Source organism: Capsulimonas corticalis, assembly GCF_003574315.2.
GTDB classification, from domain to species: domain Bacteria; phylum Armatimonadota; class Armatimonadia; order Armatimonadales; family Capsulimonadaceae; genus Capsulimonas; species Capsulimonas corticalis.
In genome coordinates, this window is record NZ_AP025739.1 from 4676113 (window position 1) to 4689316 (window position 13204).

Sequence of the window (13204 nt, forward strand, 5' to 3'; positions counted from 1 at the left end):
TAAAATACGAATAATTATGGTATTTCAACCTGCGTACAGCCATCTCTCCGCCGCCGAGCTCCAGGCGCGGCTTGAGAAAGGCGATCAACCCACACTTGTCGATGTCCGCACCCCCGGCGAATATTTCCAATATCACCTCGCCAATATTCAGCTGATTCCGATCGATGAATTTGCGTCTCGCTGCCAGAGTGAGCTGAAGGCGGACGATGAAATCGTCTTGATCTGCGAACATGGCGTGCGCAGCGAACGCGCGGCGCAGTATCTGGCGTCGCTGGGCTACGAGAATGTGGCGACGATGGACGGAGGCATGGCGGCTTACCAGGGAGAGGTAATTCATGGCGAATAGCACGGAGCATTTTGAGCGGCCGATGGTGAAGACACAGGAAGATCTCCTGGCGTTGGTCGCCGATTTACGCGCGGCGGGACGGTTCGCCCTCGATACGGAGTTTCTGGCCGAACGCACCTACGTGCCGCGCCTGTGCTTGATCCAGGTGGCGACCGACGATTTTATCGCCCTGATCGATTCCATCGCCGTTCCGTCGCTCGATCCTTTTTGGGAGCTGGTCAACGATCCCGATATCGTGAAAGTGCTGCATGCGGCCCGGGAAGACCTTCGGCTTTCTTACTACGGTAGTCGGGGATTGCCGCAAAATGTCTTCGATACGCAGGTCGCCGCCGGCCTTATCGGTCTGCCGCAATATCCCCTGAGCTACGCGCGTCTCGTGGAGGCGCTGGCGGGCGTGCGGCTGGGCAAAACGGAGACGCGCAGCGAGTGGGACCGGCGTCCGCTGTCGCCCGAACAGCTCAAATACGCGCGCGACGACGTGCGCTATCTGCTGCCGATCGCGGACAAGCTCGGCGCCATGCTCACGAAGATCGGCCGGCGCGGCTGGCTGGACGAAGAGATGGCGCGTTTCTCCACGGCGATTGCCTACGAACCCGATCCCAACGCCGCCTACCAGCGGATTCGTGGGCCGCGCTCGGGCCTGACGGCGCGTCCCACCGCTCTGCTGCGTTCGGTCGCGGCGTGGCGCGAGCGGGAAGCCGCCGCGCGGGATATGTCCGCGCGGCTCGTTTTAAAGGATGAGGTGGTGACGGAGCTTGCGCTGCGCCCGCCGCGCCGTATTACGGACTTCGTGAAAGTGCGCGGCTTCCCCATCGGCGAGGAAACCACGATCGGGCCGGACATCCTGGCGGCGCTGGACGCCGCCCGCGCGATCAAGGATGAAGATCTGCCGGAGCCGCTTGCGGGACAGGATGACGAGACGCCGCAGCAGCGTGTGATGACCGACCTGACCGCCGCCATGGGAGCCGCGCTCTGCCTCGCGCGCGGCATCGCGCCGGAACTCGCCCTGACACGGGCGTCGGCGTCGCTGCTCGTGCGTGGAAATCCCGCTGCGACGCTCCTTGCCGGCTGGCGCTACGAAGCGATCGGACGCGAGCTTCAGTCCTTCGTCACGGGCGCGTCGCCCGCGCTGATCAGCGTGATCAACGCCGCGCTGGCGGTCAAAATCGAGGTTCCCGCCAAAGACGCATCCGAGGCCGGGAACGAATAGGTAGGAATCGCGTTGATAGGGTATAATACTTTGTGAAATATAGTGCAAAGTGCGCCATCACGCAGTTTTCGCCGCGTTCGTATTGGAATGGAGCAAGTCATCATGAGTATGAGGCTGTTTGAGACCGCCGGCCTGACCGGCATCTACGACAAGGCGATGTCGGGGACGCGCCTGAGCGCCGAGGACGGCCTTGCGCTTTACGAGAACCCAAACCTCAACGCCGTAGGCGCGCTGGCGAATATCGTCCGCGAGCGCATGAACGGCAACCTTACCTATTACGTGCGCAACCAGCACATCAACTATACCAACGTCTGCAACAAAGGCTGCAAGTTCTGCGCTTTCTACGCGCAGAAGGGCGGCCCGGACCCGTATACGATGAGCATCGACGACGTGAAGAACCGTCTGCGCATGCATCTGGACGTGCCGATCAAGGAAGTACATATGGTGGCGGGCATCAACCCCAAGCTGCCGTACCAGTACTATCTGGATCTGCTGCGCGCGGTCAAAGAGACCCGCCCCGGCGTCCACATCAAGGCGTTCACCTGTGTCGAGATCGTCGAGATCCAGCGCCAGGCGAACAAGCCTCTCGCCGAGGTCTTCGCCGACCTGCGCGAAGCGGGCCTGGACAGCCTTCCCGGCGGCGGCATCGAAATCCTGTCCGACCGCGTCCATATGGAGCTGTTCGACCGTAAGATCGACGGCGCCGAGTGGATGGAGATCTCCAAGGCCGCCGCCGAAGCCGGTCTGCTCCAGTACGCGACCATGCTGTACGGCCACATCGAAACCATCCCGGAGCGTGTCGAGCACCTCGTCAAAATGCGCGCGCTTCAGGACGAAACGAAGCACTTCGTTACCTTCACGCCGCTTTCGTTCCATCCTGAAGGCACGCAGCTTTCGCACCTGCCGCACCCGACCGGCGACGGCGACCTGCGAAACATCGCGATCTCCCGCCTGATGCTGGACAACTTCCAGCATATCAAGACGTTCTGGATCATGAACACGCCCCAGGTGTCGCAGCTCGCCCAGTGGTACGGCGCCGACGATCTGGACGGCACGATCCACGAATACGAGATCACCTACAAAGACGGCGAACAGGGGAACAAGAGCCAGGTGCTGACGCGCCCGCAGCTTGTCGAATTGATCCGCGAAGCCGGCCGCACCCCCATCGAGCGCGACAGCTTCTACAACGAAGTCGAAGCGACGGACGAGCTGCACGATCCGGTCCGCCAAGCGCAAAAATCGCACGCGCCCATCCCGCTCGCGGTGATGAATTAGAAGAGGCCCAGAGGCCCTCACCCGGCGCTTCGCGCCACCCTCTCCCAATTCTGGGAGAGGGTTAAAATAGGATCAAAGATCCAATAAAGATCTGACTCTGAAAGCTCCTCCTCTGACTCCCCTTCTCCCAGAATTGGGAGAAGGGGCTGGGGGATGAGGGCCACATCCTGGAAAGGATATCGAACATGGCAGTTATTGAACGCGATCTGCGCCGGGCCGACCTGACGCTGCCCGAGTATCCGTCGATCGCCGACATCGCGGACAAAGTCTACGCCGGCGAGCGGATTACCGATGACGACGCGCTGCGTCTGTTCCACCACAAGAATCTGACGGATCTTGCGGAGCTTGCGGACTTTGTCCGCAACAAGAAGCATCCCGATACGACGGTAACCTATATCGTTGGGCGCAATATCAACTACACCAACGTCTGCTGGGTGCGATGCAGCTTCTGCAACTTCTATCGGATCCCCGGCCACGAGGGCGGCTATGTGTTGTCCCGCGAGCAGATCTTCCAGAAGATCCAGGAGATGGTGGATGTCGGCGGCATCGAAATTCTCATGCAGGGCGGTCTGAATCCCAAGCTCAAGATCGAGTGGTATGAGGATCTGTTCCGGGCGATCATGGAGAAGTTCCCCACGGTCATCCTGCACGCGCTTTCGCCGGCCGAGATCATCTATATCAAGAACATCTCGAAGCTGACGATGGAGGAGACGCTCACCCGTCTGAAGGCGGCGGGACTGCACTCCGTGCCCGGCGGCGGCGCGGAGATCCTGACGGACCGTGTGCGCGACTTCATTTCGCCCTACAAAGACAGCGCCGAGGAATGGCTGGACTGCATGCGCGTCTCGCACAAGGTCGGCCTGAAATCTTCGGCGACGATGATGTACGGCAGCATCGACACCGAGGAAGATCGCGTGGAGCACCTGCGCAAGCTGCGCGACTTGCAGGACGAAACCGGCGGCTTCAAAGCGTTCATTGCCTGGAGTTATCAGCCTGATGGAACCGAGCTCGGCGGAACCCGCGCCTCGTCGTTCGACTACATGCGCACCATCGCCATCGCGCGCATCTACCTCGATAACTTCGAGAACCTCCAAGCCTCCTGGGTCACCCAGGGCCCAAGGATCGGCCAGCTCTCGCTGCGCTACGGCGTCAACGACTTCGGAAGCACGATGATGGAGGAAAACGTCGTCTCCACCGCCGGCTGCGTGTTCACGGTCCCGATCGAGGAGATCGAGCGCTTGATCGAAGACGCGGGGTATACGCCCCGGCGGCGCAATACTCGCTATGAGTTTGTGGATTAGGGAGCGCCCCATCCCTTGCAAACCCACCCCGGCGCTTCGCGCCACCCCTCCCGCGACGGGAAGGGTTTGCAAGAGACGCTCTTACGGAGGCTGCCTGCGATGTCGATCCGAATCACCCTTCCCGTCGCGGGAGGGGTGGCGCGAAGCGCCGGGGTGGGTTTGCAAGGGATGGGGCGCCCGACCTCAACCTCTCGCGCCACGCCATCCCACGCCGTCGCAAATCGAAGACTCCCCGCGCCGTCACTGCGCAATCTGCCGGCGGCCTTCCCGCCAATCTTCCACTCATAAACCGTGTTCGGCATTAAATGCGCCACCACGTACGCAGCTTTGCCTTTCCCCGATCCCAACTCCGTCCAGCGTCGCGGGGCGTTCGCATCCGTCGGCCAGCTTGCGATCTGAATCGTGACGCGCTGCCCTTTGGCGGGCGTGACGGACAGCGCCCATTCTTTGCTCTGGCCGGGGAAGTATTCCAGACTGTTATTGGCGGCGTTCACGGCGAATGGAGACGTATCGCGGATCGTACAGTTGTTGGCGGTGATTGCGCTGCCATTCGTGTTCAAGTCGATGACATACTTCTGGCCGCGTAAGAGGTAGCGGAGCTGTGTGCCGTTGAGCTCGCGGCTGAGATGCGGCTCCAGGTAGAGACGGTTGGGCTTGGGCTGGACGCCGTAGATGTCTCGGTAGAGGCCGACAATGGTCATGCAGTTGCCGGCGAGGATGTCGTCGCCGGCGCCTTCCTGGGAGCCGCGCAGATATCGCTGGCAGGACAGGCCGTCCTTGGCGTAGCGCGCCAGGGTCTGCTGGACGTATTTGAGCGCTAGAGCGGGATCGTAGGCGGCGTAGGCGCGGACACCGACTTCTCCCCACGACATGAAGATGTCGCCGTTCTCATAAGTCGGGAATGGGAAGTTGGAGGACGCGGCCTCTTCCGGCAAAAAGCTGGAGAACGTCAGCGGCCAGAAAAACAGCTTCTCTTTGCGCATCTCGGCTTCGGTCCTGTCGAGGATGGCTTTTCGGCGCGCTGGATCGTCGCAGAGACCATAGGCGATTGCGGAGAAGTTGACGGGTGTGACCAGGTTATCGCCGTGGGCGGAGCCGTCCTTGTCGCGCCAGTACACATACCATTGATTGGCCGGGTCCCAGAAGCCGCCTTCGCCGATTGGCTTGTTGAAGGCGGACTTCAGACGCGCCGCGAACGCCCGGTAGGACGACGCCTTTTGCGTGTCTCCCAGGGCGTCCTCGGCATCGGCCCAGTGGGTCAGCGCGTAGTACATCTCGGCGTTGACCAGGGCGTTTTCGTAGGAGGCCCAGACGATGTCGAGCCAATCACTGCCTTGGTGTTCGCGCTCGGAATCGGTCCGCATCGCCGCCAGCCCCGTGTTTCCCACTTCCCGCCGTATGAGATAATCCAGCGCCTTTTCACAGGTCGCCTTTTGTCCCGCCAGCCACGGGGTATCGCCGGTCAGGTCGTAGAGCTCGGCGGCGTCGATGACATAGTCCGTCTGGGAATCCATCAAGTATCCCCACTGCGCTTCGTAAAAGCCGTATTCGTCGTACGTGCCCGGCATGGCGTCTCCGGCATCGTAAGTCCATCGGGATTTGACGCGCCCATCGGCGCCGATTGCGTGGTCACGCTCAAAGTTCAGTGTCGCGGCCAGGTTGGCGGTATAGTTCGGATCGGCCAGCGCGAGCGCGATTTGCCCGTACCATTGCTCGTGCAGGCAGATGTAGCCGGACAGCCAGCCGTTGCCGCCCGTCAAATGGGTGTCGATGACGCCGTATCGGCTCACGGTGTTCATCAGTTCACGGATACCGTCGCCATCCACGCCGCGAAATGTCCCGCGGTCGTAAGCATCTCGGTATGACGGCGCCTGCAAGGTCAATGTTACGCGGACTTCGCCGGGGGAAACCTGGAACGGCGCCCAGAGATCTCCACGGTCGGGCAGGTACCGGCGAAGTTCGTGGTTCGGTTTGAGTTCTTCTTTGGAGACGCTGAAGTGCATCGACTGCTGTCCGGAGCGCTGGTGGGAAAAGCGGACCGCGCCCTGGTAACCCGGCGGGAGGGTGGGGGTAATGCGCAGGCAGTCGTTGGCGTCAGGGTTCCAGAATGTCACGGCGCTGGTGTGCGCCCCGTAAGTTGCGTCATTGGACGCGAGATACTTGTTCCACACCACGCCGCCGTTTCCCAGGACGCCGCCCTTCCAGGTGTCTATCGCGGCGAAGTTCCACTCGGGGAACCCGGTATCTTGCAGCGTCGCCGCCGTGGGATAGCGCCGTTGGATCGTCCATTCAATTCCGTCTGGTTTCGTTTTGAAATACCAGGTTTCGCGAACCTGGAAGTCCGGCTTGCCGTAGACGATACCGCGGACAGTGAGCGTGTTCTTGCCGGCGGCGACGTTTGGAGACGCGCCGCCGGTCCGGGTGGTATACCATTGTCCGTCGATGCGGACACCGTCCGCGACGCCGTCCGCGCCGGCCACCTGGCGGCCTCGGACAGTGATCTGATCCAGCATACATTTGCCGTCGTAGCGGAGGCGCAGGGACAGATCTCCCTGACCGTCGGTCATCGTCACAACCTTACGATCGGCGTCCTGGCGCACCGCGCCCTGGCCCCCCGCATGGGCTGCGCCTTCGAGAAACGCGAGGGCGGCGCCGAGAACCGCAATCAATGGCTTTGCTATTTTGCTCATAGGATTGCCTTGTATTATAAGCGCTGACGTGCTGGGATTGATATGGCGGAATTGGCAAAGAACTTGTCTGTTTTGGCGAAGCGCAAAAAAAGAGCCCTCCATTTTTGTGGAGGGCTCTTTTTTGCTGTGATTGCGGCTGCGGTTTACGACTTCGTATCGGCGGTCGCGCTGGGCGGCGTCTGCGACTTTTTGCGGCCGGCGAGGATACGCTGGCGTTTGGCGGGTTTGGACCGCCAGCCTTCGGAGGTCACCAGCGTGCCGAAGCAGAGGTCGGCGAGCGGGATGAAGACGTTCAGGTTGCGCAGCATGTATTTGTGATGCAGCCGGTGGTGCTCTTTGATGAACTTGAACCAGCGGTAGCGCTCCACATAGTGTCCCTTGGGAACGTGCATCAGGTAGTGCGTGTATTCGTAGCCGGTGAAGTAGATCACGCAGCCCACGAACAGGCCCAGAGCAATCGGGGTTCCGCGCATCGCCGGGATGACGAGGCCGATCAGCCACTGGAACAGGATGAAGAACGGAACGTGGAACAGCATCATCAGCGGGAAGGCGTACCAGCGGAGCGCCACATGCGGCGGCTTACCGGGGCCTTGGGCTTCGAATGTCTTGTCCCATTTATAGATCTGGTGGTGCACTAATGTGTGCCCACGGAATGCGTCATGCAGCGGAAAGTGTTTCTCGTGCATCAGGTAACGATGGTTGAACCACTCGAAAAAGCTCGAGTAGGTAAAGCCGATAATCCCGGTGATGACGGCTGTACTGGCGATTAACAGGGTCACGCGACCTCCCTCAGACGGCAAACATCGTCCGGAATCGGCCCGGCGATGGTAAATCTACCGTATTGTACCAAAGCCAGCTCTCGATGTCAACGGAGAATGGGGCTTCCATGTGCTATAATGAATCCGCTATGTCAAAGCCGAACTCGCAAACACACCTTCGCAACATCGCCATCATCGCACACGTCGATCACGGCAAAACCACGCTAGTGGACGGCATGCTCAAGCAGGGAGGCGTCTTCCGCGCCAACCAGCATGTCGCCGAGCGTGTCATGGACAAAATGGATCTGGAAAAGGAACGTGGCATCACCATCGTCTCCAAGCACAACGCCATTACCTACGGAGATATCAAGATCAATATTGTCGACACGCCCGGACACGCGGACTTTGGAGGAGAAGTTGAGCGCGTTATGAGCCTTGTCGATGGTGTTCTTCTTCTTGTCGACGCCGTTGAGGGACCGATGCCGCAGACGCGCTTCGTTCTCGCAAAGGCGCTGCAGGCTGGCCTCAAGGCGGTCGTCGTCGTCAATAAGATCGACCGGCCGCAATCGCGCGTCGATTGGGTCGTCGATCAAACCTTCGACCTGTTCGGACACCTGGGGGCTACCGAAGACCAGCTGGATTTCCCGGTTGTCTACGCCATCGCGCTCCAGGGAACGTCGACGCTCGACGCCAACGTGCCTGGAGAAGATCTCAAGCCGCTCTTTGAAACGATCGTCAACCACCTTTCGCCGCCCGAAGGCGATCCGGAAGCGCCGCTGCAGCTGCGCATCACCACGCTGGACTACGACGACTATAAAGGCCGTATCGGTATCGGTAAGGTCAACTCCGGCGTCGTCAAGACCGGCCAGGCGATCACCGTCATCAACCGTGAGGGCGAGCACGTTCCCGGGAAGATCGCGCAGGTCTTCATCTATCAGGGCCTGAACCGCGTCGAAGTCGAGCAGGCGGAAGCCGGCGAGATCGTCGCGATCTCGGGACTGGCCGATGTCAATATCGGCGAGACCGTGGCGTCGCGGGAAAATCCCGTCGCGCTGCCGCTCATGAACATCGACGAACCCACGCTCAGCATGACCTTCGGCGTCAACACGTCGCCGCTGGCCGGCCGCGAGGGGCAGTTCTCCACATCCCGCAAGCTGCGCGAGCGGCTGATGAAGGAACTGCAAACCAACGTCGCCCTGCGTGTCGAGGACTCAGAGACCGCCGATCAGTTCACCGTCTCCGGACGCGGCGAGCTTCACCTGGCCGTTCTTATTGAGACGATGCGCCGGGAAGGCTACGAGCTTCAAGTGTCCCAGCCCGAGGTCATTTTCCATGAGGAAAACGGCCATCGGATGGAGCCGCTGGAAGAGGTCGAGATCGATGTCGCCGAGGAATACAGCGGCGTCGTGATCGAACAGCTCGGACGCCGCAAAGGCGAGATGCTGGATATGAAGGCGCCCGGTAACGGGACCGTGCATATGCGCTTCAAAGTGCCGACCCGCGGACTTCTGGGCTTCCGAAATCAACTGATCACGGAAACCCGCGGCACGGGAGTGCTGAACTCGCTCTTCGGCGGATATGTCCCCTATATGGGCGATATGACGGTGGAGCGAAACGGCAGCCTGCTGGCCAGTGAATCGGGAATCACCACGACCTTCGGCCTGCAAAACGCCGAAGAGCGAGGGATCCTCTTCCTGCCGCATAATGTCGAAGTCTACGAGGGAATGATCGTCGGCAAGAACGCCCGCGACACCGACCTCGAAGTCAACGTCTGCCGCACCAAGCACCTCACCAGTATGCGCCAGTCGGTCAAGGAAACGTTCACCCGTCTGAACCCGCATACGGTCATGACGCTGGACCGGGCGATCGAATACATCGGACCGGATGAGCTCGTCGAAGTGACTCCGAAGAATATCCGGATGCGCAAGCGCGAGCTGAACCCCGATCAGCGACGCAAGAACTCGAAGACACGCGGCTAACGCGTTTCCAAAACGAACGGAAAAAGCCGGTGGGATGACCCACCGGCTTTTTTTGCGTCTCTTTAGTGGAATAATTACCAGTTTTTTCCCGCTTTCAAAGGACTTGCCTGCTTGTCGTGTATAATATAACAATAAGCTCTATCCTACCAATGCCGCATGGGTGGTGATGGAGTCATTGTCGTACTGCGTCCATACGCCATTCTTCGGTATTGCAAGGAAAACCAATTGATAAATTTGAACGATATGAAAAAGTGGAGCGCTTCCATCGCGGCGGGCGCCTTCACGGTGGCGGCTTTCGGATTCGCGCAGCCGGTTCAGGCGGCGTCCTGGAACGCCGCGAACGACTTCTCGAAGACGGCCAATCCCAACAGTGTCTGGAGCTACGCCGGATCCAACTCGGGCGTGTTCACTTATGAGAGCACCGAAGGCTCCGGCCTGGACGCCTGGCATGCCGGCCCCGGATCGCTTCCCTACGTCGCTCATAATGGCGCAACCACCACGAACTATTCCTACGGGACGGTCGCCGTGCCGGCGAACGGCATCACGATGCATCCCGGCGCGGATGGCGAAAAGAGCGAAGTGATCTTTACCGCTCCCACGGCCGGCCACTACAAAGTCAACGCGTCGTTCTTCGGCGAGAGCCTTCCCGGCTACCCCGCCACCAGCACGGATGTCCATGTGAACGTCAACGGCTCCACCGCGCTGTTCAACAACTTCGTGAGCGCCTATGGCGTCGGACCGAGCTACTCCAACTCGTATCTCCTGCTTAACGCCGGCGACAAGCTGGAGTTCACCGTCGGTTACGGCCCGAACGGTAACTATCTTTACGATTCGACCGGTTTCAATGCATCCATCAGCGCCGTTCCCGAACCCTCGGCGTTCGCCGCATTCGGCGTCGGCCTCGCGGTTCTCGGCGCTTGTTTCTATCGCCGCCGCCAAGTGATCGCATAAGATTTTCCCTGCTGGCGCAATAAAAAAAGAAGGAGGACGCTTTTGGCGTCCTCCTTCTTTTTTATTGTCGCTGCGCCGAGGCTGATTAGCGGGGCGTCACATATTCGAAACGCGCTTCGACACGGGCGGCCATGCCTTCGAACCACGCGCCGCTTGGATCGACGAGCGGGAACCACCAGGCTGTCGGCCGGAGGTTGGTGTGCTCCAGGGAGTCGACGGTGATGTATGCGTCGTGCACGATCCGCATGCGCGCGCGCTGCGCTTCGACCGTGATCTGCTCCAGCGTGGCGCGCGCCGCGCGCGGCTCTGAGCCGCGCTCCAGCAGGCGGCGCTGATGCTGGAACGAAGCGATCAAACGGCGAGAGGCTCGAATGCGATCCTGCCCAATGGCTAACGGCTGGGCAAAGATGCGTTCGCGAACGGCCGTCTCATGCGCAAGCTTGGTCTCAAGCTGCGCGCGCTCGGCGTCGCTCAAGGTTTCATGGCGCAGGCGGTGAACGAGCGGGAGGCTGTTTCGACGCCAATCGTCGCCCATACGCGCTTCCAATTGCGCGCGCTCTTCCTTCCACATCGCCATCTCCCGGCGATGTTCCTCCACTCGCTGGCGCAGCACTTCACTGCGCTGGGCGTACTCCGAGAGCGTCGCGAGCGCCTGCTCGTAATCTTGCCGGCGCGCGCTCCAATCCCCAAATTCTTTCGCTTCCAAGTAGGTCAGTAGATCGCGCATCTTATTCAGCGACTTGATCTCGCGCAGTGTCGACTTCTGATCGGCGACGACATCCCGCCAGCGGGTTCCGAACTCAGCCGCGCTTACGGTCTGTGCGCCATAAGCCGCCGCCAGGTGGGACGGAAGCCGCAGCCGGGCTGCGGAATTGCTGTCCGCGAGGGCGTCCCACGTGCCGTACTCCAGCCGGACGATCGGGTAGAGCGACTGAGTGATATTGGATTTGGCGAGCGCGGTATTGAATGCTTCTGTGCTGGAGGTGTACCCCGAAGCAGTTTCGTGGAACACGACGAGGTGTTCGGCGGCCAGCATATTGATGAGCGTGATCGCCTTGCCGACCAGGACCGCGCGATCGCCATAGGCGTTTTCGATGACGCGCGCCAGCGTTTCCAGGTTCTGAACGGGGGTGGGGGACGTCAATACGGCGGGAGTATCGCCAAACTCGATCGTCACCTTTGAACCGCTGACTCCGATCGTGCCGCGCCCAAGCCCTGGAACGACCAGGTCAAACGGGATTGCGCCCGGTCCGAAGTTCTCCAGACCATAGATGCCCGAACCGGCCACGCAGCTGTTATAGGCGCGGATGGCGGCGGCGCGAGTCGCGGGCTGCAGGAACAGATCCACAACGGCGAAGCGCGGGCGCTGATAGGTCTCGGAGTGAAATCGTAAAAGCTGGGTGGTGGTCGTGGCGCTAAAGTGGAGCGGGGGATGCTGTAGGAGCAGCTGGTAAATCTTGGGAAGAAGGTCTCGGTAGAGATCGGTCAGGCTGGTTGCGCCATCACAGTGGGCGGCGAAGGAGCGCGCCCAATCCTTGATCCGCTCGCAGAGCTCGGAGGCTGCCGCGCGGCTTTGCGGATCCTCCAGACACGACAAGCTTTCCATAAATGCAAGATCCATTTGGCGCAGGAGCGCCGTCAGGATATCGCAGATGGGAATGTCGTGCGCGATCACATGATGCTGTTCCGTGTGTACGAGGCCCGTCCAGCCCCACGCGGCCGTCATGGCGTCATAAAGGTTGGCCTTGCCGCCGGGTTCGTGGCGCGCGAGCCAATCGAAGGGGACGCCGTGCTTCATATACATATGACGCGTCGGCACGCTTTCGCTGCCGAAAAGCGACGACATCTCCCCCGCCGCGCTCCACAGGTCGCGGGTGCGTCCGTCATCGTGACGCAGGACGGCGAACTTGTCGTCGGCGGCGATATGCGCGGTGGTTTTGGCGAAGTAGTCGGTGTCGTGGACGCCGCTGATCAGCGCCGCGCCGGGCAGATGCTGATCGAGGATCGTGCGCCAGACCGCTTTGGCCGGTTCATCCCACAGCGCGGTTTGTCCGAGGGCAAGAAAAGGAACGCCGGGGTATTGGGAACGAATCGTTTCCAGAAGCGCCGCGACGGACGGGCGCAGCTCAGTTTCGACTTGGACAGTGGGCTTAGTCAGCGGCATTGAAATTTCCATTGATCATTGCGCAAATATGATATCCGCGGAAGCGTTAGGGCAGCGATATTTCAACAGAGAAATCGGGTTCGAAGTTCCGGGACCGCCGGAAAATCTCTGAAGGAGTTTTATCGGCGACGGGCCGCCCCCGTTCCAGGGTGTTCGTCTATCAAAAAAAGAAGCGAGCGCATCGCGAGCAGACCTTTCCGAGGATACCCGGATTGGCGTCGATTTTATACTTATTGCCCCTAACGGCTTTTAGCGACGGGGGAGAAGGTCGAAATTTCTTTCAAAAATCCTTTTTCTTTCCGCATACGAGATGCAATCGGCAATTACGACGTTTTTCACCATTGTACCAATCGTCTTGGAAATGATTCGTGGGAACTTAAATCAAAGCAGAAACGCTGTAGTACATAGAATCCTGGTTTTGTACCAGGGATTTTAGAAGCATACAGAGTAATGTTCAAATTTAATCTGATGATAGTAGCATACCAAACAACTTTCATATAATAAATTTGTACAGTTGCAAGTGACCACAG

At 60.1% G+C, this 13204-nt stretch carries 9 protein-coding genes; 6 read left to right on the plus strand and 3 right to left on the minus strand.

Annotation, left to right across the window (positions count from 1 at the left end; translation table 11 throughout):
* Nucleotides 1-16: 16 nt before the first annotated feature.
* The 4 genes from D5261_RS20135 (at nt 17) to mqnC (ending at nt 4132) form a co-directional block, all read left to right on the plus strand.
* On the plus strand, nt 17-346 hold the full coding sequence (locus D5261_RS20135; RefSeq protein WP_119324556.1) for a rhodanese-like domain-containing protein: 330 nt from the start codon (nt 17-19) through the stop codon (nt 344-346).
* Complete coding sequence (locus D5261_RS20140) at nt 336-1556, plus strand: ribonuclease D (RefSeq protein WP_119324555.1); 1221 nt, start codon at nt 336-338, stop codon at nt 1554-1556. Before D5261_RS20135 ends, D5261_RS20140 begins: the two co-directional genes overlap by 11 nt.
* Nucleotides 1557-1658: 102 nt before the next feature.
* Complete coding sequence (locus D5261_RS20145) at nt 1659-2831, plus strand: CofH family radical SAM protein (protein ID WP_119324554.1); 1173 nt, start codon at nt 1659-1661, stop codon at nt 2829-2831.
* A gap of 185 nt (nt 2832-3016) precedes the next feature.
* On the plus strand, nt 3017-4132 hold the full coding sequence (mqnC, locus tag D5261_RS20150; RefSeq protein ID WP_119324553.1) for a cyclic dehypoxanthinyl futalosine synthase: 1116 nt from the start codon (nt 3017-3019) through the stop codon (nt 4130-4132).
* On the opposite strand, the gene D5261_RS20155 is transcribed toward mqnC, so the two are convergent.
* On the minus strand, nt 4129-6822 hold the full coding sequence (locus D5261_RS20155; RefSeq protein WP_125206308.1) for an alpha-L-rhamnosidase-related protein: 2694 nt from the start codon (nt 6820-6822) through the stop codon (nt 4129-4131). The genes mqnC and D5261_RS20155 overlap by 4 nt on opposite strands.
* Before the next feature lie 143 nt (nt 6823-6965).
* Nucleotides 6966-7601, minus strand: coding sequence for a sterol desaturase family protein (locus tag D5261_RS20160; RefSeq protein ID WP_119324551.1), 636 nt, complete (start codon nt 7599-7601; stop codon nt 6966-6968).
* 128 nt (nt 7602-7729) lie between these two features.
* Here D5261_RS20160 and typA point away from each other — a divergent pair, with 128 nt between their 5' ends.
* Together typA and D5261_RS20170 are read left to right on the plus strand one after the other, a co-directional pair.
* Entirely contained in the window at nt 7730-9559 is a 1830-nt protein-coding gene (gene typA, locus D5261_RS20165; RefSeq protein ID WP_119324550.1) for a translational GTPase TypA, read from the plus strand.
* 243 nt (nt 9560-9802) lie between these two features.
* Nucleotides 9803-10510 carry a PEP-CTERM sorting domain-containing protein gene (locus D5261_RS20170; RefSeq protein WP_301002563.1) on the plus strand — a complete coding sequence of 236 codons (708 nt, stop codon included), beginning with the start codon at nt 9803-9805 and terminating at the stop codon, nt 10508-10510.
* Between the two features lie 85 nt (nt 10511-10595).
* Here D5261_RS20170 and D5261_RS20175 read toward each other — a convergent pair whose 3' ends face one another.
* Nucleotides 10596-12674 (minus strand): AAA family ATPase, encoded by a 2079-nt coding sequence (locus D5261_RS20175; protein ID WP_119324548.1) that lies wholly within the window; start codon nt 12672-12674, stop codon nt 10596-10598.
* Nucleotides 12675-13204: the final 530 nt, after the last annotated feature.

Coding starts and splice junctions, on each gene's coding strand:
- D5261_RS20155 (WP_125206308.1), bottom strand. CDS start 6,822: ATGAGCAAAATAGCAAAGCCATTGATTGCGGTTCTCGGCGCCGCCCTC.
- D5261_RS20140 (WP_119324555.1), top strand. CDS start 336: ATGGCGAATAGCACGGAGCATTTTGAGCGGCCGATGGTGAAGACACAG.
- D5261_RS20175 (WP_119324548.1), bottom strand. CDS start 12,674: ATGCCGCTGACTAAGCCCACTGTCCAAGTCGAAACTGAGCTGCGCCCG.
- mqnC (WP_119324553.1), top strand. CDS start 3,017: ATGGCAGTTATTGAACGCGATCTGCGCCGGGCCGACCTGACGCTGCCC.
- D5261_RS20135 (WP_119324556.1), top strand. CDS start 17: ATGGTATTTCAACCTGCGTACAGCCATCTCTCCGCCGCCGAGCTCCAG.
- D5261_RS20145 (WP_119324554.1), top strand. CDS start 1,659: ATGAGTATGAGGCTGTTTGAGACCGCCGGCCTGACCGGCATCTACGAC.
- typA (WP_119324550.1), top strand. CDS start 7,730: ATGTCAAAGCCGAACTCGCAAACACACCTTCGCAACATCGCCATCATC.
- D5261_RS20170 (WP_301002563.1), top strand. CDS start 9,803: ATGAAAAAGTGGAGCGCTTCCATCGCGGCGGGCGCCTTCACGGTGGCG.